The organism is Pseudoalteromonas sp. US3C1013 (assembly GCF_048401115.1).
Lineage (GTDB): Bacteria > Pseudomonadota > Gammaproteobacteria > Enterobacterales > Alteromonadaceae > Pseudoalteromonas > Pseudoalteromonas undina.
Map to the genome: position 1 here is coordinate 2,939,877 of NZ_CP183075.1, position 25,591 is coordinate 2,965,467.

A 25,591-nucleotide genomic window follows, 5' to 3' on the forward strand; every position below is an offset into this window, starting at 1 on the left:
CAGTAATGATGCAATCTTGTGTTAATTAACTTACCAAGATTGCATCCCCTGTATTCTCCGGTATGATGCACGCCCCTGTTGCTGCTGGCTTATTTAAGCTAAAATGAAGCGACTAAAAAGTATATCTAACCGGAGAGTCTACAAGGCATGAAGAAACTGCTAATTTCACCGTCAAAAATGGCATTAGGCGAGCAAGAAAGTCAAATTTATCAAAACATTCTGAAGCAATCTTCAGAGCTAAGCCTAAACCTGATGGCTGTGAAAGTGGAAAACCATCCAGAAGACTTTTTAGGTTGGTGTTACGAGCTATTAAATGCAAGCCGCGACCGTATTAATTACGACTTACTCGAAACCCAACAATTACCATTATTAAAAAAGTTGCATGACCAACTTATTACAGCCATTAGCTTTTTACAGTTAAAAACATTACGGGTAGCACCTTGGCCAGTAGTGAGTATGTTTGTAGAGCAACATAAAGAACTGGTGGCACTTGATGAGCAATTACGTTTAACTGCTTATATTGCAGGTCTGCGTGAAAAGCCGTTAAAAGAGATGATCCCTGAAGACTTACTCGCTTTTAGCGGTAAGCATATGGCATCACTCGATCCGAGTACTTATAACTTTGATGTAGAATGGTTTGCCTCTACCAAAAGCGCCAAAGGTTTTCACCAGATGCTGGCTGACCTGCCAGGTGCCTTCGACGATGCGCTTAGCAACATTCCACTTAAGGGTGATGTAGCGATAGGTGATTACCAACAATTTGTAGTTGCTTACTTGAGTGCATTTAATGGTAGTGATGAAAAACCAACACTGGCACCTGCCACCCGTTTATTAGCAATGCGCCGCCCTGATGTGTTTACTCCAATTAGTAACAGTCGCTTAGATGCACTTTGCTCAGCACTTGGTATCACCAAATTAAATAACCGTGACTTTGAGCGTTACTGGCAAGATGTAGTACAAAGCATTCACGCTATGTCATGGTTTAAAATGGCCAATGCTGGTAATGAACTAGAAACACAGTTGGTGGACATTAAAGCGCTTATACCTTGCTTTTTTTACTATGCAGATACTAATACTGCAGATAACTCTAACTACATTAAGCTACTTAATAAACCTACACGTAGCACTTCTAGCAGCAGTAAAGCGCCACGCCGAGGCAAAGAATCTGCTGAGATTTTAGTGGATCGCGCTCTTGCTGCTGATGATGTTCCAGAGCATATTCGTGCTAAACGTGACTCTATTATTAGCGAAGTACAAAAAGGCCGCGGTGTTAACGAAACAATTACCCTAATGCGTGCCATTTTTGGTTAATTAACCCACAAGAAAAATAAAATAGCCTAGCAGCGCTTTGATGGTGCAGCTAGGCTATTTTTTGCACCAGCAAAGTGAACCTGCTAAATAATTACTTTTCTATCCCTACCTCATATTATTTTCAATACATTGTTTTAAATAATAAAAATAATTTATAAACGAATAAGTTTAATTTGGCACACACAGTGCAAATACCCCATTAGTAACATAATAAAATGCCGCCAAACAAAAGGTTGTAGTCGTTCATAATAAAAAGCCTTGGCGTGCAAAATCATACAATGGGAAATGAGACATGCTAAAACTACAAAAAACAATATTGATCAGTGCATTGGCATTAACAGGAATGACATCAACTACTGCATTTGCTGAAGTAACAGCAAATGCAGCAGCCACTTCAAACTACTTATGGCGCGGACAAGAGCAAACTGGGGGCGATGCAGCTGTATCTGGCGGTATTGATTACGCTAATGAATCTGGCTTTTATGCGGGTACGTGGGCGTCAAATGCGTCTTGGGCCGATGAAATGACCTACGAGCTAGACTTATACGCAGGTTTTGGCGGCGCACTTAATGAAAGCGTGAGTTATGACGTAGGGTATATCTATTATGCCTACCCTGATGCGGCATCAGGTGCAGATGCAGATTTTTCTGAAGTCTACGGTAGCATTAGTGTGCAAGGTTTTACATTTGGTGCAGCCGTACTTGCAACTTCTTCTGCCAATGGTGACGGTACTGATTTTGGTGATTCATTGTATTTAAACGCCGATTACAGCTTTGCTGTTGGTAGCAATGGCACAGAAATGGCGCTACATATAGGTCATTACTCAGGCGATTTCATCGGTGATGACAATATTATTGATTATGGTATTTCGGTGTCTAAAGATGGTTTTACTTTTGGCCTATCAGATAACGACATGGACGGCTCAGATGTAAAAGCTTATGTAGCCTACGCTGTCGACTTTAGCTTATAAAAAGAATGTGTTACTTGCTGCAACACTAAGGGCCGCAAGGCCCTTTCTCGTTTAGAGCGGTTTAAAAATGCTCGTAATCCTCTCTAGGATTAGCTACTAAAGCGCCCTACTATATTACCCGCCTCGGTCAATCAACGACTACCTAGCTGCCGTTAAATATTTCCGCGTTATGCTAACTCGCTTAAATAAGCATTATTGTGTATTGGCATTATATTCTCTGTTTCAAATAAGCTTTTTATACCAATTCGCTAAAACAAAAGGCCGCACGAAATGCGGCCTTTAAATAACTTAGCGTTAAAACTTAGCTAAATTATTTTTATTGTCTTTATCTACAAGCTTAATGTAAGGGTCTATCCCAGCGTACATGGGTTTTTCTTTTACTTTAAGTTCGATGGTGTTTGCACCTGACACTATTTGATGTTTTTGTGAATAAATCACAAAGTCTTCGGCTAGAAGGTTTTCAGGATCATCATTAAATAATGCAATATCAATCATTTCATCAAGTGGTTGTTCGGTTTCTTCACCTTGACCATCGGCACGCTGTTTCGTTGCTTCAACGCTCAGTGTTACCGTGTAAAAACCCTCGCTATCAGTGCTATCTGTAATCGATACCTCTTTCATTTCAAGCTCATAAAGTGTTATATACTTAAACTGATCATCAATAAAGCGTTGCTCTGCTTTTGTTGCATCTCGTTTTAAATAACTGAGTAAATCGAGTGTGGTGGGGTATGGCGTTGATTGGTATTTAAACTCATTCAAAAATGCTTTAAGTGCTGCATTTAAGCGTTTTTCACCTAAGCGATCATATAGCGCCATCATCACAACAGAACCTTTATTGTAGTGAAGATACTGCTGAGCCTGCGTTTTATACAGCGGCATTTCTTCAAACGCTTCCCCTGTACGACCCATTAAGTATTTGTCTAGCTCGTATTTTAAAAACTTACGTAGCTTCTCGGCGCCAAAGCGTTTTTTTAACACCATAAGCGCACTGTATTGGGAGAGCGTTTCTGATATAACGGCACTGCCCTCTACATTAGCCCCTGATACTTGATGTCCCCACCATTGGTGCGCCACTTCATGTGCGGTTACATAATAAGGGAGGTCAACTTTACTCTCATCCCTTAAATCTGTAACAAAACCAATACTTTCTGAGTAAGGCACTGTATTGGCAAAACTTTGCGCAAATGAGCGATATTTTGGAAACTCAATAATACGTAACTGCTTATGCTGATACGGGCCAAATGCTTGGGTATAGTAATCTATCGAGTCTTGTACCGACTCAATCATACGGTCAACATTCCATGCATGATCTTTGTGGTAGTACACTTCAATATTTACACCGTTATGCTCAACCTTTTTGCTTTCAAGTTCAGCCGAAAGCACAGAATAAAAGTTTAAAATAGGGGCATCCATTTCATAAACAAAAGTACGGCGCCCGTCTTTTACACTCTCACTTTTTAAGTAACCAGGTGTAATTGCAAATTGCGACTCATCGGTAGTTACCGTTGCTTTATAGCTTATAAACCCATTATCAGGACCAAACTCATTTTGCGTATAATAGCGGCTGTCTTCTAGTTTATGCGCACGTTCAAGTTCGGGTAAATCGTGCTTACGACGCTCATACTTATCCGCAATTTGAAAATACCTTTGATAACCAAAATTCGGTAATAACTCTCTATTATTTATAAATGTACCGTTATACACCAGCTGAGTATCTGAATACCTATCAACAAAACCGTTATGTTCTCGGGAAACTGAAAGCTCACCTTCGCGTACTTCATTAGGCATTAGCGGTTGTTCAAACTCAAACCATACCATATCAAACTCAGGTAAACGCTCTACTATTTTCCCGCCGGCCATTTTTACATCCCAGCTTTTAGCGTGGTTAGGCTCGTTAATTAACACACGGGCTATTGGCTCGTTAGCGGTATTAGTAAACTTAATTTTTGCAACGGCGGTTAATGCACGCTTTTTAGGGTAAATATCAATGTGTAAATTAACATCGGTTATTACAGGGAGTGGCAAATCTTTGTATTGTGAAAACTCTTGTTCATAGCTTACTTGAAGAGTTTCGTTATCATCACTTGTTACAAACTCGTTGAGCATACGGGTGTTGTGATAAATGTTATAACCTGCTCCCACAAATACCAATAAACTTATAGCGGCAGCAATTTGACCTTTTAAAGACATGTTGTAACGTATTAAAGATAAGCGAGTGCGCAATGTTTGCGACGGGCCGCGATGCCATAAAGCAAACCCAACAATAGCCAAAAATACACTTAATGCGCCCCAATATAAGGTGTACCAATGCGCGCCTTGTAAAAAGTGTCCGTAACCGTTTATATCAGAATACGGTACGCTACTACTTTGCGAAAAGTGATACATGTGATGCTCAAATCCGTAAGCACCCATTACCATTTGGGCAATGTAATACAGAATAAATAACCCCATACCTATATATTTATTAGGGCTAATTATTTGCAAAAAGAACGCCAAAATAGCCATCATAATTAAAGGCAGTAACGTAAGATAACCTAACCTAAATAAGTACTGGCCAAGCTCTAGATTAAATTGCCCCTTAAATAGTTGTACTGCAATGGTAAACATCATACCTACTAAATAAAGACCACAAACCGCAGTGATTAACGCAATAATTTTAGATATCCAAAACACACTGTTATGAACTGGGAAACTGTCAACAATATCGCCCATACCACTGTGGCGCTCCCGCCAAACCAGCTCTGCGCTGTAATAAGCAATAATGATAAACATAAATAAGCTAGAGGTGTTTTGAATGATGCTCACCATATTTTGTGTCAGTGGCCAATCCGTTGTGCCATACGCGCCAATAGGAGCAAAGAGTGGCACAAGCAACATAGTAATACTTACACCGGCTAAAATCATAAAAGGCGCACTTAATATAACCTGCTTAAGTTCAAATAAGCTGCGCATTACTAGTTGCGATTGCGTATTGATCCCTTTTGATTTGTAATTTTTAGCCTTGCTAATAAGTGCTGCTTGTTTATTTTTTACAAACGTAGATACAGCAAATTGTTTTTTTTGTTTTTTAGTTACTACGCGATTACCTAACTTCCCTAGGCCAAAAAACATCGCTAAGCTTATTGCTACCCACAAAATACGGTTAATCAAAAAATCGCCCGAGAGCGTTAACACTTCGGTATTTTTATCACTTACAGTCCAATAACGGGTTAAGTCAATTAACGAACCTGACCCAAATGGATCGGCGTATACAACAATATCTCTAAATGCTAAGTCATCAAAGTAGATGCCCGCTATTTGGTAGGTTATAAAAATCACTACAGCTGTAACATATACCGCCATCATGGTTTTAAAATACACAGCCACACTATTAAAAATAGCCGAAAGTACTAACAAGCTGGGTATTGCTAAATATAAAAAAGGAGCTGTGTAATATATTAACTTATTAGGGCCTACTAGCTCACTATCGAGCCAGCCAACCAATAAACCAAATTGCGATCCAAAAAACACACCCAGCGGCACCGTTAAAAAAACAACTAGCACCACTAAGTAAGCACCAAAAAAACGCCCAGATTGATAAGCAAGAGGGTTAACCGGCTTACTAAACACCAACTCATCCATTTTGCTCTCACTGTTGCGAATAGCTGAGCTGGCAACAAAGTTAACCACTAAAAACATAGCAAGCGTACAAAAGGTAACCGTTAAAACCATAATGGTATAAGGCGAGTTCATATGAACATTAGCCCCGCCTAACGGAAGCTTACTACTAGAGCTTATAAAAAACGCCATAAAAAAGAAGATTAATGACGTCACATAAAACGAAGGTTGGCGCACAAAATAGCGCAGTTCAAACGCAAGCATATTAAAAAACATAGCGCCCCCTTATGCTACTTGGCTGTTACGATGATTAAGCAACGCAGAAAAATACACATCTTCTAGGTTTGCGTTACTCGTTTCAAAGCCTTCGGGTGCTTGCTCTGCTAATACATGTAATATGGTTTGCCCAGCAAATAAGCGTTTTGAAATAACAGGCAGTTGTGATTCAAGCTCTTGCGCTTCTTCTTGGCTCATGGCCTTGCGCCAAATTTGCCCTTGCAGTTTATCGGTAAGGGCAATTGGGTTACCCTCTAATAGTATTTTACCGCCAGCCAGTACAGCCATGTTTGGGCAAAGCTCTGCTACATCTTCAACAATGTGGGTCGATAATATAACTACTTTTTGCTCGCCTAAGCTTACTAACAAGTTATGAAAACGATTTCGCTCCTCAGGATCTAAACCTGCAGTTGGCTCATCAACAATTAGTAAATCAGGGTCGCCCAATAATGCTTGTGCAATACCAAAACGCTGGCGCATACCCCCCGAAAAACCACTAACGGCTTTTGAGCGATGTTGATATAAATTAGTATGTGCAAGCAAGCCTTCCACCGACTCTTTACGTTCTGCTTTGTTGTGAATACCTTTTAAAACAGCCATATGATCGAGTAAATCGTAAGCGTTAACACGCGGATATACACCAAAATCTTGTGGTAAATAGCCTAAACGCTGACGCAATGCTTGTGGGTCTTTAAACACATCAATGCCATCAAAAGTAATAGAGCCCTGATCAGCTGACTGCAATGTAGAAATAGTTCGCATTAACGACGATTTACCCGCACCATTTGGCCCAAGTAATCCGAACATACCTTTACCAATTGATAAATCAACACCTTGAAGTGCATGTACGCCGTTGTCGTAGGTTTTTGATAACCCTGTTATTGATAGCATTTTTTACTTCCTTGAATTGTAAGTATTATTTTTATGCTGCTTTATACCACATTAAAAACAGGAACATAAGTTAGTAACTAGTTAACTTTGTAACAATAAATAAACAGAAATTCATTCTAATAACACTTGCTTAGAAATGAGCCTCTCGGTATAAAAACAAAACACTCTAAAAATAAGAAGCGAACAGCCATGCAAGATCACAAAAGCCAACCATTAACCGATTTTATAGAATACCCGCCAGAGGCAATGCTCTCGCGCGCAAAGGAGTTTTTACAAACGAGCCAGCGCCGTCATAGTATTCGCAGCTTTAGTAACCGCCAGGTGCCAAAAGAAATCATCGAAACCTGCATTAAAGCAGCAGGTACAGCACCTAGTGGTGCAAACCATCAGCCTTGGCATTTTGTAGCCATTAATAGTAGTGATGTTAAAAAGCAAATACGAGAGGCCGCTGAAAAACTAGAGCGCTCTTTTTATGAAGGTCGCGCAGGCGAAGAATGGCTTGATGCATTGAAACCATTAGGTACCGATGCTAATAAACCCTATTTAGAGCACGCACCATGGTTGATTGCAGTGTTTAGTCAAAAAAAGGGGGGTGTAAATACGGACGATAAAAACACTAATTACTATGTACATGAATCGGTAGGGCTGGCCACTGGTTTTTTAATTCAAGCACTACACCGAGCAGGCCTTGCAACCCTGACCCACACCCCAAAACCAATGAGCTTTTTAACCGATATTTGTGGCCGTGATAAAGACAACGAACGTCCTTATATGCTATTAATTGCAGGCTACCCCGATGAGCATGCAACGGTGCCTCTGCATGCACTTGATAAAAAATCGCTGGATGAAATAGCCACATTTATTTAACCCGAACTCTGGTTATTTAGTTATTGGTTGATAATCCACTGCTATTTTATCGCCAGCTTTAAGGCCCGTAATAACATGTTGCTGATTATCAAACTGCTCACCTAAGCGTACAAAGCGACGCTCAATTTTGTCAGCGCTAATGACATACATCATACTGAGCTGTCCAAAATCATGTATCCAACGAGGATCTACCAGTACACCTTGGGTGCTTTTAAACGGTAAATGCAATTGTGCATATAACCCAGGGATCATCCCTGGCTGTGGTTCAATTTCTAGTCGTATAAGTAAGCTACGTGCAGCGTTATCAACAACAGGTATAATTTCACTGATATTGGCAGCTGTTGTCATATCGAGCGAAGGCAAACTCACGTTTAAACGATCGCCTAATTTAAGCTTTACTGCTTGTTGCTCTCGTACATTAAAGGCAAGTTGAAGTTGCTTTGGATTGTAAAGCGTTAACAACGGTATACTAGGTGTGGCTGTATCGCCAGGTTCGGCTAAACGCTCAACAACGACACCAGATATAGGGGCTTTAATTTGCGTGTAGTTAAGTGATACTTGCGCCTGGGCTTGCTGCTGTTTTGCTCCAGCTAAGTTGGCAGTTAAGTTATCAAATTTTGCTTTAGCATCATCAAATTCACTCACTGGTACTAACCCTTTTGCCTGTAAGTCAGTTACTCTAATAAGTTGCTTTTTAGCTTGGTTTAATGAGGCTTGCACCGCATTAATATTTGCCTCACTTTGTGCCAGCATCGCTTTAAAGTCATCTTGCTTTAGGGTGATCAATAAGTCACCTTGACTAACCTTATCACCGGCGCGCACTTTAAATTGCTTTACTTGTGCCATTACATTTGACGAAATTTGGGTGTTTTGTTTCGCAATTACACTCCCTGGTACATACTCTGTTCGCGAAATAGTTTGCAGCTCAACAGTGACCACCTCACCTTGATATTGAGTAACTGGAATCTCTTTTAACCCTGCAGATTGTTTATCACTAAAGCTGCCGGCCATGTATAGCACAGCTACAATAACCACAACCAATGCACTGATTGCGCCTAAAACTTTTGATTTACCCTGCATGTGCTTCTTCCTCTGGGTTTGTAAACACTAAATAGTAAACAAGCGGTACAACAAATAACGAAAATACGGTAGACGCCACGATGCCAAAAATAATTGCTATGGCTAATCCGCTAAATACTGGGTCAAGTGTGATCACTAAGTTACCTAACAAAGTAGTTCCGGCGGTTAATAATACTGGCCGCATTCGTACCGCCCCTGCAGCAATAAGTGCCTCTTTTATTGCCATCCCCTGAGCTCGTGCTTGGTTAATAAATTCGACTAAAATAAGTGAGTTACGAACGACAATACCTGCTAAGGCAATCATGCCTATCATCGCAGTCGCGGTAAATAATACCGGCTCAGGAGCCCCCGCTATGGTGCGTTCACCAAATTGATTGAGTAACCAAAACCCAGGCATAATACCAATCACAGTTAATGGAATAGCCGACATGATAATCAGCGATAAACTCGCCGACTGTGTTTGTACCCGTAAAATAATAAATATAGCACTGAGCGCAAAGGCAAAAGCAATGCCCATATCCCTGAACACATCAATAGTGATACGCCACTCACCTTCACCACTAAAGTTAACATCAGTTCCTTGCGGTAATTGCCATGGCGCGGTTCCACCATTATTAAAAAAGTGCCGTGTTAACCACGCCTTTTTTTCAAATCCTTCATTGCGTGCGTTCAAATCGGCATTTACATCCGCAATAACCTCTGCAGGCGTGCGTCCATTTAGTTCGGCCATCACATAAATAACGTCACGCTGATCTTTACGCATTAGTGTGTCGGCCACGTTTAATGGTTTAAACTCTCCCAGCTCTGAAAGCGACACTAAAGGTCTGGGGGCACTTGTTATACCTAACTCATTACTGGTTTTAGCTAAGTCCCTATCCCCTCTTACTTGCAGTGTAAGTAATTGTGAAAGCTGATTACGCTCGCTATAAGGCAATTGTAATTGTATTGGAACTGGCTGAGTTTCACCGCTTACGTACAACACTCCAACCTGTTGCCCCTGCGAAGCAATACTGAGTGTTTGTGCAATATTTTGGGTAGCAATAGCACTGAGCGCAGCCTTGTTTTTATCTGTAATAAAGCGCTGTAATGGCGCAGGAGCAACCAAAGAGGTATCAACCTCAACAACATGAGGCTCTTGGCGTAAACGTGCTGCAACATGTTGAGCAGCCTGCCTATGGGATTGCTTATCAATAAAGGAATCACGATACACTTCAGCAACTAAAGTACTCAACACCGGTGGCCCAGGTGGTACCTCTACCACTTTAATAACAGTGCCATTTTTTGCTAAAGGAGCAAGTTGTTCGCGTAGCCGCATAACCACCCCATGTGATTGATGCTCTCGTGCTGATTTATCCACCAGCAATACTCTGAGTTCTGCTAAGTTAGTGGCTTCACGGCGATAATAACCACGCACCATGCCATTAAAATCCATACTAGAAGGCTGCCCAATATATGCGGCTATTTCACTGACTTCATTTAACTGCCATGTGAGGGTTTGAATCTGCTTAGTAAATGCAGCCGTGCTCTCTAGACTAGTACCCTCTGGCATATCTATAAGTACTTGCAGCTCATTTTTATTATCAAAAGGCAGGAGTTTTAATGGTACCAAGCGCATCACGGGTAACATGGCGCTGATAATAAACAATCCTAACGTTATCCATAGCACCCATTTAGCTCGCCCTTTTGAGGCCAATAATGGACTGAGTAATCGTTGGTATAAACCCGCTTTAGGCTCAAGCTCAGGTTGTTCTAAGGTGTTTGGTTTAAGCAATTTCATTGCCAGCCAAGGGGTGACAAAAAATGCTACCAAAGTAGATACCATGACACTAATGGGCACGTTAAACGCCATAGGTGCCATGTATGGCCCCATCATGCCGGTAATAAACGCCAGTGGAATAAACGCCACCATAATAGTCAATGTCGACATAAGCAAAGCATTTCGAATTTCGCTCATTGCGCCAACAACATTTTGTTTTTTATCGCCTTTGTTATTTATAAAGCGACTAATATTATCAATACCCGTGATTGGGTCGTCTACCAGTAAGCCTAATGATAAAATAAGCGCAAATAAGGTCACCCGATTAATGGTGTAACCAAATGCAAAATCTAATGAGAGTGTAATGCCATAACAAATAGGAACCGCCAGCCCAACCACTACGGCAGGACGCCAACCTAAAAACACGCCAACAAATATCACCACAGTAAACACTGCAAACACTAAACTTGATGTGAGGTTATTTACTTTTTCATTCGCAGTTTGACCATAATCTCTGAGCACTGTATGGCTAACTTCTGGTGGCAGTAAAGTATTTGCAAGTTCATTCATCATGGTATGAACATCATTTGCAACAGCAACCGCATTAGTCCCTACTTGCTTAGCTACGCTTAAAGTAACCATAGGCAACTGCTGCTGATCAGTTGATTGCGCTAACCATTGGTAATGCTCAGTTTCACTAGGGCCATCGCTGACTGTTGCAATGTCCATCAAGTAAACACTTTTACCATTAACCACATTAACAACTAATTGCTCTACCGCTGATTGTGTTCTTAGTACATCACCTGCCTGAATAGCAATTTTCTGCTGATTATCAACCACACTCCCTACCTGAGTGAGTTGGTTTGATACATTTAATGCGTAAAAAACATCGTTTACCGTGGTTTGATGGGCAGCCAGTGCGCTGGCATTTAAATTGATGGTAAGAGTCCGCGTACGCCCCGAAATTACTTTAACTTCACTGGTATGCTCAATGCGTTGTAAACTATTAGCAATTTCGTTGGCAAAACGAGTTAGTTCATAATCACCATAGAGTTGCGGGTCTTTACTGTAGAGGCCTAACATCACAATAGGCACGTCATCTACTTCTATAGGGCGAATTTGCCAGCTTTTGATCACCGATGCCATTGTATGCTGATAACTATTTAGTTTTGCATAGGTATCTAAAATTGCTTGTTCGCGGTTGTGTCCTACTTCAAAACGCAGCGTAACCACTGTACTGTTAGTTTGTGTGGTTGAGTAAATATGCTCAACTCCCACCAACTGGGCCAGTAACTTTTCGAGCGGTTGAGTTACTAACCTAGCGACTTCAGGCGCCTCAACGTTAGGTGCAGATACATAAATATCGAGCATGGGCACAGTAATTTGTGGCTCTTCTTCTCGAGGTGTCTGTTTTAGTGCAAATACCCCAAGTAACAAAGACATCACAAAAATAATAATCGGAATGCGACCACTTAAACTACTTTTTACCGCATTGTCTATTAAGCTCATCGCACTTAGCCCTTACAGAATAACCCATACAAGGTACCAAGCAGAACGACTGCATTTTCATCAATGACACGATAATAAATTGTTTGGCTCTCGCGGCGCGTAGCCACAATGTTTGCTTTACGCAACGCTGCTAAGTGCTGAGATAACGCAGACTGCGCTAATGGCACGGCTTCATTGAGCTGAGATACGCTCATTTCTGAATCTTGCAAAGAACATAAAATCATCAAGCGATTTTTATTGGCTAAAATTTTTAATAGCTGCTCGGCTTGTTCTACATTGCCGGCCATGGCAGTAAAGTCAATATTCATACTATGCTCTTATTCTAAAATAGAGTCTGAGTATAAGACGTTAGATTAGAAAAGTCTAATATTAGATTTTACTAATATAGATAAACCTAATATAGTGACTGTACTGAACTAAATAACTGGCCTACTATAATGAAGCTAAATAACGCACTCAGACTAATCGCTGGCATAATGATTATTGTGTCACTTTTATTGCAAACTTATCACGATCCTAAGTGGATTTACTTTACAGCTTTTATCGCTGTAAATTTAATTCAATCAGCTTTTACTAGCTGGTGCCCAATGATCACTCTATTACGCAAACTTGGCTTTAAGGAATAAACACCATGCTCACACCTATTCCAGATTTACTAAAAATAATTACTCCTAATCAGCGCCGTATTAATGCCGAACAAGCAAAGAAAGAGCTTGAGCAAAATAAAGGATTGTTGATTGATGTACGAGAACCCGCTGAACATGCCACCAAAGCAGCTATAGGCGCTATAAACATTCCTCGCGGGCTACTTGAAATGAAGCTCATGGAAATAGAAAAAGACGCAGCCCGTCCTATTTATTTACATTGCGCTAGTGGTGCGCGTGCAACATTAAGTGCTGAAGCGCTGACCCGAGTAGGCTACGAAAACGTGACAGTTATTATTTGTAAAGCTGAGCAAATTTGCCAAGTATTTTAATATAACTGGCATCACAACTTCATATAAAAGTCATACTGGTCGGATAAGCTCGTACTTTTGAATTAACGGTACAGAGTAATGACGTTTACACGAAGAAGTTTTTTAAAGGCCTCGGCGGCAGGATTTGGTGTTGCTGTTATATCATTAGGGTTAACAGGTTGTCGGTTTGACGACGATGATGATTTCATTGAGATTAGCTTTGATCATGGCGTTGCCAGTGGCGATCCGCTAGCAGATAGCCTAATTTTATGGACTCGTGTAACACCAAAAGATCCAGCTACCAGCAGCATTAAAGTGCAATGGCAAGCCGCGACAGACGAAGACTTTAGTGCGATTAGTCACGATGGCGAAGCTTATATAAGTGCAGCCACAGACTTTACCCTTAAAGTGGACTTACAAGGTCTAGACGCTAATACCAATTACTACTACCGCTTTATTTCTAATGGCAAAACCTCCCCTATTGGCTCAGGTAAAACATTACCAACAGGCAATATTGATAAAGTAAAGCTGGCCGTTGTGTCGTGCGCTAATTATCCTGCTGGCTTTTTTCATGTTTATGGTGAAATAGCAAAGCAACCTGACTTAGATGCGGTACTCCATTTAGGCGATTACATATACGAATATGGAAATAATGGCTACGCTACTGAAGACGCAAGTAGCTTAGGTCGTTTACTACCTGAAGATAACAGCAATGAAATTATTAGCTTAACTGACTATCGTAAACGCTATGCCCACTACCGCACCGATAGCAACTTACAAGCAGCTCACAGCAATTGCGCCTTTATAACAGTATGGGACGACCATGAGGTTACTAATGACACTTGGCGTGAAGGTGCAGAAAACCATAATGACGGTGAAGGTGAATTTAGCGCGCGTAAACTACATGCCCTACAAGCCTACTTTGAATGGATGCCTATTCGCAATGTTGCCGATAAAGAGCGTATTTATCGCCGTTTTGAATTCGGTGATTTAATCTCTCTTTATATGCTCGACACCCGCGTACTCGCTCGTGATGAACAATTAAGCTACGGTGATTTTGATTTAACCAGCGCACAAGGGCAAAGCGATTTTGTTAGTGCTGTTAGTTCGCCCACACGCGCATTACTCGGTAGTGAACAACTAACCTGGCTCACCGATGGTATGACAACCTCAAGTTCAAAATGGCAAGTACTTGGCCAACAAGTGTTAATGACCAAGATGCACCTGCCGTTTGAAGTACTACAGCTTTTAGTGAGCCTGCAGGTAAGCCAAGCAAATGGTGCTGACACTGGCTCCCTGCTTGCTCAAGCATCAGCATTATTTGCTGAGCTGGCACAAATTAAAGGCCGTATTCTAGCTGGTGATCCAACAGTAACTGATGCAGAGCGTGCGCGTGTTGATACCACCGCACCTTACAATTTAGATGCCTGGGACGGCTATGCTTATGAGCGTGAAGTACTACTTGGTACAGCTATAGCTGCGCAAAAAAACTTAGTGGTGCTAGCCGGCGATACTCATAATGCGTGGGCAGGACAATTAAAAACTGACGCGAGCAACCCAATAGCCGCATCACAAAATGCGGGGGTTGAGTTTGCTACCTCTTCAGTGTCTTCGCCAGGGCTTGAAGAGTACTTAGCACTAAATACACAGGGCCCTGAAGTTACAGCACAAATGGAGCAAGTTCTTGCTTTACTTGTAAACGACTTAGCTTATAGCAATTTAGTCGACCGAGGTTACTTAACAGTGACCTTCAATCAAGAACAAGCAAGCGCTAAGTGGAATTATGTGAACAGCATAAAAACAGCCTCTTACGAAATGCAAACCGAGCGTAGTAAAGAATTACGTATGCTAGCAGGTCAGCCTATAATACAAGGGTAAAGTCTCAATAAGGTATCTAGGAGCTAGGGAAAAGGTTCTAGGTGAAAGATTAAAACAGTCCGGTGGTCAGCTGATCGCCGGACCGTTTACAATACGGCTTTAATCATTGGTAATTTCTTTCATATTCTTAGTATGACTATTCCTCTCAAAGCGCATGAATAAAACATGAGCGAGACTTGATAACACGATCAATACTATGCCTGCGACACCCAATAAAGTTTGAGTTTGCTGAAGAAAAATATAGCCCAAAATACTAGAAAATAGAATTTGTGCATATTCAAGCGGCATTAGCTTAGATAAATCACTTTTATTAAAAGCAAAAAAACGTGCTGCAAGTTTAGTAACAAGAAGCCCACCGTATAACATAATTAATAGAACACTAGTTGTATCTAAAGGTTTCCATACAAAAATAGCTACTGGTAATAGAATAACCGCCGAATAGAGAGGAGCAAAAACCATTTGAGGCACAACTTTCTCTGCATTGCCTATTTTTTTTAAGTTAATATTATAAATGACTAAAATAGCTACCGCTGACAGCGTAAAAATCAATCCTAGATAGAGATTTTGCTGCGTTACTTGGCTCGCCATTAGTTTTGGAGAAAGCAGCATCATCACTCCAGCTAAATTCAAAATAATAGCGATATAGACATAAGCTTTTGGTTTTTCTCTAAAGATAAACACCGACAGAATGGACGTTATAAGTGGCACAAAAAAGTTAATCGCGGTCACTTCCGCTAAACTTAAATATTGCAGAGCATAAAACAAGCATATTGTTGAACTAACACCAAGCAACCCTCTAAATATATGTAACTTCATTTGTTGGGGTTTGATATTTTCCCATTTACCTTTTGAGAATAATGCAATTGCCGCAAAAGCAGCCATAACATTAACTAAAAAGACAACTTGGAATGGGCTGATAGATTTACCTAAAAAACCACCGATTAGTAACATTACACTTAAGATAAATGAATCTGACAACATCCAAATTACTGCGGTTGACTCTTTACTAGCCATTTAACTTCTCTCCATGTATTTGTGTAGCACAGTTATATGCTACAAAATTGCGCCCCATTAGAATTCATCACCTTTGAATCCTATAAAGAGTGTATCCTTTTTAGATAAAACCACCTTAAATTACACCTGCATTAGGTACGTTGCAAAGGATTTAGAGATAATTGAATCTAGTAGCATAAGTCACTTTGGAGGGGTTAAAACAACAGGAACCAATGATAGTTAATGTAATAGCCTTGGATTATCGAATGTAAACTTAAGCCCCCTGTTTAGTGAACACATTGGCATAACAATGTATCCCCCTCTATCAGACTGATGGTCGCGGATACTCGCACACTGCAATATACCAATTGCCAGCTACATGCTCGTACTTGCCATAATCTTTAGTACCGTTACCAAGCACACATAAACCGATTTTCTCCGGGTTCCCAAAAACAAAATATCCCTCTTGTTGCCTATCCTGGTATGAAAAAGTAAATGCTTTTCTAATTAACCAAACACTCCGAAAATATTGAATCCATAGAACATCTATATTCTTACTCAGTAAGCTCATCCAAACTTGAATCAGTCACCTTCACGAATTCTTTACTGCCTTTTTTTATTATTAGTTTATGTGGTAAACGTTCACTACTTTTATCATCAACCCATTGTATAGCTTGAAGCTCCCTTTGCTCTGCAAACAAAATAACATGCTCAAAATTATCCGCGTGCTTTTTGAGAAACTCTTTAGCTTTTGACGCGGGGTTATTAAATATAAAAAATGATAAGCTAACTATGAAAGTGGCCAAAAGCACCGTAAATAAGACTTTAAACTTTGACATTAGAGCCTCCCAGTGAAGTTACTTAACAAATTCCACTCCACGTAAGAGATTAAAATTGAACAAGATTTATAATATTCAACTATTTTCTCTCGTCCAGTAGCGCGACCATCATCTGCTCAATGTTTTTCACGCTGTAAGTGAGTGCGCGAAGTAATTCGACTTGGCTTGGTGGCTCGTCTTGTTTTGCTTGAACGGGTTGTTCTGCAGTAAGGTTATCTTTTTGAGTTAAAATGGCTTCACGAAATTCACTGGCATCAACTACCCCAAGTAACGATACCAACGCACCATGCCCCGACTGCCCTGCTGTTTCAAAACTTAACCGGTATAAGCCAAACATGCGCATTAGCGGCCCCTGACTCAACCCGACATCGGTGATTTTTTCTAGTGGAATCGATTTTTCTTCTTTAAATAAAATACCGCGCTTCACCACTAGCTTGCGCTCTAGTAAATCGGCCGACATAGCGGCTAATACTCGACTTGCGACTAGCCACACTAAAAGTAATACAACGGGTAAAAGCACAATAGTTACAACTGGAAAAAGGCTAAATATTGCAGCTAAACACATCCAGTACTGTTTGACTTTGCTATCAAAAGTAGCACTTTTTAAAATTATATTAGACATCGTTTTATCACTTTTAAATTATAGTTTTTTAAGTTACATTAATTACCAACTGTACGCAATTCAATCACTTTGATAGTTAAAATCCAATAACCACTTTAATTGCCAGCGCAATAAATACCGCACCTAACAGCCTATCTAACCAGATATTTTGCTTAGTAAAACCAAAGCGCTTTTTAGACACCTCAGTAAGTAGAGCCACCAGTAGATACCAGCCAGTATCAATGACAAAAACCGTTAAGCACATAATAACGCCAATATTTAAAGTAAGGTTCTCTGGGTCGATAAATTGTGAAAATAACGCCAAAAAGAAAATTGCTAGTTTGGGGTTTAAAAATGCAATGGCAAAGCCATCTTGTAACGCCTTAGAGCTGCTCACTTCGCTTTGCTGAATGTTTAGCTCGCTGTCGTTGGGCTTTGAAAATAGTATTTTCAAACCTAAATATGCTAAATAGGCTGCCCCTAAATACACTAAAAATTGGTACACAGTAGGAAATTGCAACATCAATGCGCCTAACCCCAACAATGAAGCCGCTGCATATAATCCCACTCCAAAACCATGGCTTAACGCTGCCAGCATGCCATTTTTCATGCCACCGCTTAAGCTATGCTTTAATACCACAGCTAAACTGGGCCCGGGCGACATTGCGCCCATCATGCACACCAATGCTAAGCTCAACCATAATGATAACGCCATTAGTAACCCTTATATTTCTTCATTTTCAATAAGTAATGTATAACCATGCACTTGCCCATAAAAGCCTGTTAATGGCACTGCGTTTATTACTTTCCAACCGTCTTGGTTTAATTCCTGTATGCGATCATTTAGTGCGACTATATCTACCCCACCCAAAAAACGAGCCTTTCTGAATTCGATTACTTTTTGCATTATAAATACCTGCTTTATAGGCTGTATTCAAAATCATAATGGTGAATACCTTGCTCTATGCGTATCGCCATACTGCCTGTTAATCCTGCGAGCTCATCAGTGCCTGAGTCGGGCACCACTTTTAAAATTAAGCTGTCTTGGCCTTTGTCCATAGTACCAAAATGCTGCAGTACAAAACTGCCTTTCTTGCCCTCAAGCTCGCCCATCACTTGCTCTATTGCAACATAACCAGCACTACCTTGGGTGGGAGTCATGGCGCTAAGCATTTCGCCTTGGCTAGTTGCCGTTAAGCTGCCAGTAAATTGTTTATCAATCGACATCCGACCTAAATTAACGCCTTGCTGTCCATGTGCATACCCTTCTATAGGCGCTAATGTAACGGTAAACTCGCCTGTTATCTGTTTAGCTGTCATAATTTTTCCCTATTGATGATTTTTAATACTATTGATTTTTAATCTATTGATGCCATATCTATACCTTAATCATCAATAAGAATCTACTATGCCTACAGACAAGCCTGCTTCAGATAAAGCCGCCTTTAGCGCTTTATTCCCTATATTCAATTTTATTAAGCCTTATAAATGGGTGGTTTTAGGGGCTCTAGTAGCATTACTTGCCACCGCAGGGGTTAATTTATCGCTAGGCCAAGGCGTTAAGTTTGTGATTGATCATGGCTTTATTGCCGGCTCGCAAGCGCAATTACAACAAGCTGTTTTGGTATTAATTGGCTTGATCAGTTTATTGGCAGTGGGTACATTCAGCCGATTTTATTTAATGTCGTGGATTGGCGAGCGAGTCAGTAATGACATTAGAAAAGCTGTATTCAATCGTATTGTTACCTTGCATCCGAGTTACTTTGAAGAAAATCGCAGCGGCGAGCTGATGTCGCGACTCACCACCGACACCACATTACTACAATCTATTATCGGCTCATCATTCTCTATGGCGCTGCGAAGTGCGTTGATGTTAGTCGGTGGCTTAATTATGCTGCTTGTTACTAATTTAAAGCTTACCTTGGTCGTTGTGGCCTGCGTCCCTTTAGTACTGGTGCCTATGTTGGTTTTTGGAAAAAAAGTACGCAAACTAGCAAGCTCCAGCCAAGATGCGATTGCAGATATCAGCACCTACGCGGGTGAGATCATTCAAAATATAAAAGTGGTACAGAGTTATAGCCATGAACAGCAAGAGCAATCTGCTTTTGCTAATGAAACTGAAAAGGCCTTTAACGTTGCCAAAAGCCGCATTAAACAACGTTCGTTTTTAATTGCAGCAGTTATTTTTCTTACCTTTAGCGCTATTAGTGCCATGCTCTGGGTAGGCGGTAGTGATGTGCTCGCAGGCACTATGACGGGCGGTGAACTTGGCGCGTTTGTATTTTATGCCATTATGGTGGCCATGTCGGTAGCAACCGTTGCTGAGGTTTATGGTGAACTACAACGCGCCGCAGGGGCCGCTGCCCGACTGCTTGAACTGCTCGCCGTTAAAAGTAAAATACAAAACCCCGAAATTCCACAAGATGATCAGTTACATGCAACAACAAGCAACAGTGCAATTTCACTTGAAGGTATTAGTTTTAATTACCCTTCTCGCCCAGATGTAAGCGCATTAAATAATATCAGCTTAAATATTGAAACAGGTAAAACCGTGGCTATTGTTGGCCCTTCAGGTGCCGGTAAAACCACCTTGTTTGAACTGTTACAGCGTTTTTATGACCCTGCCAGCGGAGCGATTAAGTTTCATAATATAAATATTAAACAGTTGTCATTAAATACCTTGCGTAACAAAATGGGGATGGTGGCACAAAACCCGATTTTATTTAGCTCTGATGTTATGCATAACATTCGCTATGGAAACCCAAGCGCCAGTGACGAGCAAGTTTATACGGCCGCCAAACATGCCCATGCTGATGAATTTATAAAACAGTTACCACAAGGCTATAACAGCTTCTTAGGTGAACAAGGTGTAAGGCTATCGGGTGGGCAAAAGCAGCGCATTGTTCTTGCTCGCGCCATTTTAAAAGACCCAGAAATACTGCTACTTGATGAGGCTACCAGCGCGCTTGATGCGCAAAGCGAGCATCATGTTCAGGCCGCACTTGAACACTTAATGCAAAATAGAACAACGCTGATTATTGCCCATAGACTGGCCACGGTAAAACATGCCGATATGATTGTGGTAATGGAAAATGGCGAAATAAAAGCTACAGGCACTCATCAGCAATTAATGGCAAGTAACCCTTTGTATCAAAAACTATGTGAATTACAGTTTAATTTAGATTGATTGCATTTTAGTTGCTACTTCTTTTTAAGCCATTTATTCATTGCGGTATCGTAAGCCTCAGTTAGCTTAGTTTTATCGCACTTTACACCAGCTATGTAACTTTCGGGCAAGTCATTTTTTGGCATAACCCCTGCACCAACGGATACCTTTCTAAAACAGCTATCACCTCGTCGATAAGTGGTAAATTGCATATTTTGCTGCTCTATTTTTAATAGTGGCTTTACCTTGCCTGGATGCTCTTTTGAAACTGTAATACGCTTTTTCTGAGGGTCACTCTTTGCAGTATCAGAATAGCCAGTTTGTTGCTGTAAAATACTGTTGAGTCCTTTGTTTAAATCGATCTTTTTATAAGGCTTTAAAATTACAGGCTGAGTATTTTTCGTGATGGTATTTAGCGGCTTAGTCGTTTTCTCTGTTTTTTTATAATTAATATTTAGTGGTTTTGATTGGGTTGCATTAATAAGCTCAATAGATTTAATCTCTGTATTTTTATTTGTATGAGCGCGTTGTTGAGGGACTTGTTGTGTTGCTTTAATTTTAGCTGGCACACTTACCATATAAGCTTTAATTGGGGTTGATTGCGGTGGTTTTATGTCAGGTGCTTTTAATGTGGCAACAAAAAGCAAAACTAATCCGTGTAAACATATTGATAAAATAATTGCCGTGCGCCACGCTGCCATAAATATGTCCTTATCGAAGAACTATTTGTGACAGCTAACGCAGGCAAAAGTGCCATTAAAATATACAAAACCACGCATTTGCGCGGTTTTAGCTATTAACCTTGTGTATTAGGCACTATTTGAATTTCGACGCGGCGGTTTTGCGCGCGACCATTCGCGGTATCGTTAGTGGCAATTGGGCGTGATTCACCAAAGCCGCTCGTGCTTACTCGTGCAGCCATAATTTGTTGGTTTACCAAGTAATTTTTTACACTTTGTGCACGCTGCTCTGAAAGAGTCATGTTGTAACTATCTTTGCCCGTGCTGTCGGTGTGACCTTCAACACTTAAGTAGGTTTTTTCGTATTTATTCATTACACTTGCTATCGCATTTAGAGTGTCATGAAAGCCCGATGAAATATAAGATTGATCAGTCGCAAACGTAATATTAGAGGGCATCACTAAGCGTAAGTTATCACCTTCACGTACCACTTCAACTCCCGAACCTGCTAGTTCATCACGAAAAGCAGCTTCTTGTTTATCCATGTAATCACCTACAGCTGCACCCGCTAACGCACCAATAGCTGCACCAATAAAAATACGTTTATCTTTGTGGTTACCTGTAGCTTTACCTAGAATTCCCCCTGCTGCAGCACCAATAGCGGCGCCTTTACCCGTGTTATTCATTTCACAGCCAGAAAGTAATACGGCTACGACAGTGACACTTAAAAGTGATTTGGTTAACATCATGGTAATTTCCTATTCATTTAGAATTTATTATTGCAATTATGCAAACATTTGTATGAACCAAAAATGAAGAGTAACGTAAAACACGTATTATTACTTACTTCATACGGACTAATGATAGCGTTTCATAAAAATGTCATACTTATTTGTGACACTTTAATGATTTATCAAAAAGGCGATGGCCACTATGTTAATTGCGATTTTTAGGCAGTTTTTTTTGCTTGGCTGCATGAGTTTTGGCGGCCCTGCCGCCCATTTAGGTTACTTTAAACATCACTTTGTTGATTCGCTGCGCTGGTTAAGTATCAGTCGCTATTCACAGCTAATAAGCCTCAGCCAAGCTCTGCCTGGCCCTGGCTCTAGTCAGGTTAGCTTTGCAATTGGAGTAGAGCGTGCAGGTGTAATCGGTGGCATCACCGCATTTATTGGTTTTACCTTGCCTTCTTTTTTAATAATGACACTGCTTGCTATTAGTGCTCACCAATTTGACGCCGTTTATTTTGCTGTGATCACCGGATTGAAGCTCTTTGCTGTAGTGATTGTTGCCGATGCGACCCTTAGTATGGCCAAAAGCTTTTGCAGCAACCTAATCCTTAAGCTAATTGCAGTTATAAGCACCCTAGCTCTTGTTCTACTGCCGATGTTAGGTACACAAATTATTATTTTACTGATTGCGGCCGCAGTCGGCGCTATCTGGCCACTCTTAAAATTAAGTGATTTATCACAGCAAACTAGCAGTGAACAGGGGAAAGTTAACTGGGTTGCACTTAGTTTATTTGCGCTACTGCTTGGAGTTAGCTTTATTCCAATAGGGCAAGAATTTGCGTTATTTGCGCCTTTTTACCAAGCTGGTGCTATGGTATTTGGTGGAGGGCATGTTGTGTTGCCAGTACTTCAAGCGGGTGTGCCAACGTTAAGTGATGATCAATTTTTAACGGCTTACGCCAGTGCTCAGGCTATACCTGGGCCTATGTTTACAATAGCCACCTACTTAGGCGCGCAGCTAAATACCGAGCAGCCAATAATGGGCGCAATCATAGCTACATTATTGATATTTACCCCAGGGTTTTTACTGATGTTGGCATTTCAGAAAAGCTGGATTAATTTAGCCAGTAATCCCCGCTTTGCCAGCTCAATTGCCGCGCTTAATGCCGCCGTGGTTGGTTTTTTAGCTGCAGCATTGTATTCGCCCATTTGGACTTCAGCTATTAATAGTGTGTGGCATATTGCATTAGTGATTGCTGCATTTGCGTGGCTACGTATGAAAAAGCCACCTATTTGGTGGCTATTATTGCTCTTTATTGGTGTTGGCCTTGGACAGCATTATTGGGCACTTTAATACTAGGTTTGCCCGCCATATTCACCCCGTCTGCTGGGCTTAACTGCCCACTGACACTTTGATAAGCGCGCAGTCCAAACACCGGTAATACGGCCAGTAAATGATCCATAATTTCAGCTTGTAAATGCTCGTACGATATCCAACGTTTGTCTTCACTAAAGCAGTAAAACTCAATCGGTAAGCCATGGTTAAGCGGTTGTAGTTCACGCACCATGAGTGTGAGCGAGGTATTGATTTTACTGTGTTGCTTTAAGTAACCCTCTGCATAGCGACGAAATAACCCTAAGTTCGACACAGGATCGGGAAGTGTGCCTAGTCGAATATATTCTTGCAGTGGTATTGCCGCTTCTATTTGCGCTTTAAAATCATCATCAACTAAAAAGATGCTGTTCATATCAATATTTAAAGAACGTTTAATACGTCGCCCACCAGATTCTTGCATACCGCGCCAATTTTTAAATGAACCGGCCACCAGCATATAAGTGGGTATAGTCGTTATGGTGTTGTCCCAGTTACGCACTTTTACAGTATTAAGTCCTAAATCAATTACTTCGCCATCGGCGCCGTAGTTATCTACTTGGATCCAATCTCCATAGGTCACTAAGCGGTTGGCAGCAATTTGAATGCTGGCGACAAAACCTAATATGGTGTCTTTAAATACTAATAAAGTAACAGCGGCGATCGCACCAAAACCAGAAAGAATATAAGTCGGCGATTTTTCAAGCACAATACTAACAATTAATATTGAACACACAATAAAGGTGATCAGCTTCACTACTTGAATTAGCCCTTGAATAGGCACTTCGCGGGCAAAGTCTAGTTGGTTATAAATAGCGCCAGCAATGCTCACTATGCTGCTAATAATAAAACCTATATAAATAATTAATAATGCTTGGCCAATGGTTTTAAGGATCTCTTGGGCAATTTCATTAACGGGGTAAACACTATCAAATGTGGCTAAAAAAAGCACACAACATAGCAAACAGGCAATTCGTTTATTGAGTTTGGTCAACATAGGTGACAATGAACCAATACGCTCAGGCGAGAGTTTAGTCACCACCTTTTGAATACCCGGTAACATTAAGCGACGCGTAAATAAGTAAACAAATAATAAAGAAAGAATGCCAATGGATGAGGCCGTGATTGCACTGAGAAAAAAAGCATCGGGGACTTTTTCAAACCAAGGAGTAATTAGCTCCTGTAGGTGTGTTTTGGTCATGGTATTTCAATTTCCTTACTGGGAGTTAATTCAGTACTAATTTGCTGAATATGAATAGCGCTTAATTGCTTATCTTTTTTTGTCCATAAATTATTTAAATATTGCTGAAACTCGGCTCTAAACGCGTGATCTGTTTGGTAACTGCCAATCATCTGTGTATTTATTGGCATCACCTCAATTGTAATATTAATAGACTCTAGTTCGCCTTTTAAAATATTACGACACACATGATCTGACTTGCCGCTATACACTAAACTAGTGTTAAGCATAGCGTCAAATTGCTCGTTTAAAACTTCTAAGGCAAAAGCAGTTCCACCAGCCTTAGGCTTTAATAAATGCTGAAAAGGACTTTGTTGATGCTTATGCTTTTGCGCTGTAAAACGCGTACCTTCTACAAAGTTCACTATGGTTGTAGGGTGATGACGAAAATTACGGCAACTACGCTTAGTACGCTCGACATCTAGGCCTTTTAAATTCGGATTTTTTGCCAATTGCGCTTTGCTCACCCGTTTCATAAAGGGCATACCCATTGCCCACGCACCAGTGCCTATAAATGGCACGTATTTAAGCTCATCTTTTAAAAAAAACTTAGGAGCTGGTAATGCATTTAACGAGCTTAATACCGCAATATCAAGCCAGCTAATATGATTACTAATTAGCAAATACCAGCTATTAGCATTTACCTCCCCACTAATATTAACTTTAATATCATTACAGCCTAGCCAAAGCCCTAAGCGGTTACCTTTACACCACCCCTTGTACGCACCGTGTAATAATTTACTTACTACGGGTATGGGCAAAACCAATTTAATTAACCCAAGGGTAAGCACTAATGCGCCAAATATTATTAAATTAGCAAATAAAACACAGCCAACAATTAAGCCATTTAACCAATTAGGTAACCATTTTTTTAGCATA

23 protein-coding genes are annotated in these 25,591 nt (G+C 40.6%); 8 read left to right on the forward strand and 15 right to left on the reverse strand.

The window, feature by feature from the left end:
• Window positions 1–147 precede the first annotated feature (147 nt).
• Complete coding sequence (locus tag ACNSN2_RS13755) at window positions 148–1,311, forward strand: hypothetical protein (RefSeq protein WP_418607756.1); 1,164 nt, start codon at window positions 148–150, stop codon at window positions 1,309–1,311.
• A gap of 292 nt (window positions 1,312–1,603) precedes the next feature.
• Complete coding sequence (locus ACNSN2_RS13760; protein ID WP_418607758.1) at window positions 1,604–2,281, forward strand: TorF family putative porin; 678 nt, start codon at window positions 1,604–1,606, stop codon at window positions 2,279–2,281.
• Between the two features lie 294 nt (window positions 2,282–2,575).
• Here ACNSN2_RS13760 and ACNSN2_RS13765 read toward each other — a convergent pair whose 3' ends face one another.
• Both ACNSN2_RS13765 and ACNSN2_RS13770 read right to left on the reverse strand, forming a co-directional pair.
• Complete coding sequence (locus ACNSN2_RS13765) at window positions 2,576–6,154, reverse strand: ABC transporter permease/M1 family aminopeptidase (RefSeq protein ID WP_054202854.1); 3,579 nt, start codon at window positions 6,152–6,154, stop codon at window positions 2,576–2,578.
• A gap of 9 nt (window positions 6,155–6,163) precedes the next feature.
• Window positions 6,164–7,045 carry an ABC transporter ATP-binding protein gene (locus ACNSN2_RS13770; RefSeq protein ID WP_010392484.1) on the reverse strand — a complete coding sequence of 294 codons (882 nt, stop codon included), beginning with the start codon at window positions 7,043–7,045 and terminating at the stop codon, window positions 6,164–6,166.
• 189 nt (window positions 7,046–7,234) lie between these two features.
• Between ACNSN2_RS13770 and ACNSN2_RS13775 the strand changes: the two genes are divergently transcribed.
• Complete coding sequence (locus ACNSN2_RS13775) at window positions 7,235–7,912, forward strand: nitroreductase family protein (protein ID WP_138594046.1); 678 nt, start codon at window positions 7,235–7,237, stop codon at window positions 7,910–7,912.
• Between the two features lie 12 nt (window positions 7,913–7,924).
• On the opposite strand, the gene ACNSN2_RS13780 is transcribed toward ACNSN2_RS13775, so the two are convergent.
• From ACNSN2_RS13780 to ACNSN2_RS13790, 3 genes are read right to left on the reverse strand one after another with little or no spacing between them, the layout of a single operon-like run.
• On the reverse strand, window positions 7,925–8,992 hold the full coding sequence (locus ACNSN2_RS13780) for an efflux RND transporter periplasmic adaptor subunit (protein WP_418607761.1): 1,068 nt from the start codon (window positions 8,990–8,992) through the stop codon (window positions 7,925–7,927).
• Window positions 8,982–12,257 carry an efflux RND transporter permease subunit gene (locus ACNSN2_RS13785; RefSeq protein WP_418607763.1) on the reverse strand — a complete coding sequence of 1,092 codons (3,276 nt, stop codon included), beginning with the start codon at window positions 12,255–12,257 and terminating at the stop codon, window positions 8,982–8,984. Before ACNSN2_RS13785 ends, ACNSN2_RS13780 begins: the two co-directional genes overlap by 11 nt.
• A 5-nt stretch (window positions 12,258–12,262) precedes the next feature.
• Window positions 12,263–12,565, reverse strand: a complete 303-nt coding sequence (locus tag ACNSN2_RS13790) for an ArsR/SmtB family transcription factor (protein WP_010392476.1) — start codon at window positions 12,563–12,565, stop codon at window positions 12,263–12,265.
• Window positions 12,566–12,694: 129 nt separating this feature from the next.
• On the opposite strand from ACNSN2_RS13790, the gene ACNSN2_RS13795 reads away from it, so the two are divergent.
• The 3 genes from ACNSN2_RS13795 (at window position 12,695) to ACNSN2_RS13805 (ending at window position 15,090) form a co-directional block, all read left to right on the forward strand.
• The gene (locus tag ACNSN2_RS13795; RefSeq protein WP_010392474.1) at window positions 12,695–12,883 is read left to right on the forward strand and encodes a YgaP family membrane protein; all 189 of its coding nucleotides are present in this window, start codon (window positions 12,695–12,697) and stop codon (window positions 12,881–12,883) included.
• 5 nt (window positions 12,884–12,888) lie between these two features.
• Window positions 12,889–13,233, forward strand: a complete 345-nt coding sequence (locus tag ACNSN2_RS13800) for a rhodanese-like domain-containing protein (protein ID WP_418607766.1) — start codon at window positions 12,889–12,891, stop codon at window positions 13,231–13,233.
• Between the two features lie 78 nt (window positions 13,234–13,311).
• Window positions 13,312–15,090 carry an alkaline phosphatase D family protein gene (locus tag ACNSN2_RS13805; protein ID WP_418607768.1) on the forward strand — a complete coding sequence of 593 codons (1,779 nt, stop codon included), beginning with the start codon at window positions 13,312–13,314 and terminating at the stop codon, window positions 15,088–15,090.
• Between the two features lie 99 nt (window positions 15,091–15,189).
• Here the strand turns inward: ACNSN2_RS13805 and ACNSN2_RS13810 are convergent, their stop codons facing one another.
• The 6 genes from ACNSN2_RS13810 to ACNSN2_RS13835 form a co-directional block, all read right to left on the reverse strand.
• Complete coding sequence (locus ACNSN2_RS13810) at window positions 15,190–16,104, reverse strand: DMT family transporter (RefSeq protein WP_138594040.1); 915 nt, start codon at window positions 16,102–16,104, stop codon at window positions 15,190–15,192.
• Window positions 16,105–16,637: 533 nt separating this feature from the next.
• Window positions 16,638–16,922 (reverse strand): hypothetical protein, encoded by a 285-nt coding sequence (locus ACNSN2_RS13815; RefSeq protein ID WP_418607770.1) that lies wholly within the window; start codon window positions 16,920–16,922, stop codon window positions 16,638–16,640.
• 79 nt (window positions 16,923–17,001) lie between these two features.
• Complete coding sequence (locus tag ACNSN2_RS13820) at window positions 17,002–17,544, reverse strand: PH domain-containing protein (RefSeq protein WP_418607773.1); 543 nt, start codon at window positions 17,542–17,544, stop codon at window positions 17,002–17,004.
• Between the two features lie 76 nt (window positions 17,545–17,620).
• Window positions 17,621–18,238: a LysE family translocator gene (locus tag ACNSN2_RS13825; protein WP_010392467.1), complete on the reverse strand. Its 618-nt coding sequence runs from the start codon at window positions 18,236–18,238 to the stop codon at window positions 17,621–17,623.
• A 9-nt stretch (window positions 18,239–18,247) separates the two neighbouring features.
• Window positions 18,248–18,430 (reverse strand): hypothetical protein, encoded by a 183-nt coding sequence (locus tag ACNSN2_RS13830; RefSeq protein ID WP_010392465.1) that lies wholly within the window; start codon window positions 18,428–18,430, stop codon window positions 18,248–18,250.
• Between the two features lie 14 nt (window positions 18,431–18,444).
• Entirely contained in the window at window positions 18,445–18,843 is a 399-nt protein-coding gene (locus ACNSN2_RS13835) for a DUF3224 domain-containing protein (protein ID WP_418607776.1), read from the reverse strand.
• 88 nt (window positions 18,844–18,931) lie between these two features.
• Here ACNSN2_RS13835 and ACNSN2_RS13840 point away from each other — a divergent pair, with 88 nt between their 5' ends.
• Window positions 18,932–20,710: an ABC transporter transmembrane domain-containing protein gene (locus tag ACNSN2_RS13840; protein WP_418607778.1), complete on the forward strand. Its 1,779-nt coding sequence runs from the start codon at window positions 18,932–18,934 to the stop codon at window positions 20,708–20,710.
• Window positions 20,711–20,724: 14 nt separating this feature from the next.
• Here ACNSN2_RS13840 and ACNSN2_RS13845 read toward each other — a convergent pair whose 3' ends face one another.
• Together ACNSN2_RS13845 and ACNSN2_RS13850 are read right to left on the reverse strand one after the other, a co-directional pair.
• A complete protein-coding gene (locus ACNSN2_RS13845) occupies window positions 20,725–21,390 on the reverse strand; it encodes a hypothetical protein (protein WP_418607780.1) in 666 nt (221 codons plus the stop codon).
• 95 nt (window positions 21,391–21,485) lie between these two features.
• Complete coding sequence (locus tag ACNSN2_RS13850) at window positions 21,486–22,118, reverse strand: OmpA family protein (protein WP_010392457.1); 633 nt, start codon at window positions 22,116–22,118, stop codon at window positions 21,486–21,488.
• Between the two features lie 184 nt (window positions 22,119–22,302).
• Here ACNSN2_RS13850 and chrA point away from each other — a divergent pair, with 184 nt between their 5' ends.
• The gene (gene chrA, locus ACNSN2_RS13855) at window positions 22,303–23,454 is read left to right on the forward strand and encodes a chromate efflux transporter (protein ID WP_418607782.1); all 1,152 of its coding nucleotides are present in this window, start codon (window positions 22,303–22,305) and stop codon (window positions 23,452–23,454) included.
• Here the strand turns inward: chrA and ACNSN2_RS13860 are convergent.
• Together ACNSN2_RS13860 and ACNSN2_RS13865 are read right to left on the reverse strand one after the other, a co-directional pair.
• Window positions 23,414–24,673, reverse strand: a complete 1,260-nt coding sequence (locus ACNSN2_RS13860; RefSeq protein WP_055012721.1) for a mechanosensitive ion channel family protein — start codon at window positions 24,671–24,673, stop codon at window positions 23,414–23,416. The genes chrA and ACNSN2_RS13860 overlap by 41 nt on opposite strands.
• Window positions 24,670–25,590: an acetyltransferase gene (locus ACNSN2_RS13865; protein WP_418607786.1), complete on the reverse strand. Its 921-nt coding sequence runs from the start codon at window positions 25,588–25,590 to the stop codon at window positions 24,670–24,672. The genes ACNSN2_RS13860 and ACNSN2_RS13865 overlap by 4 nt, the downstream gene beginning before the upstream one ends.
• Window position 25,591 lies beyond the last annotated feature (1 nt).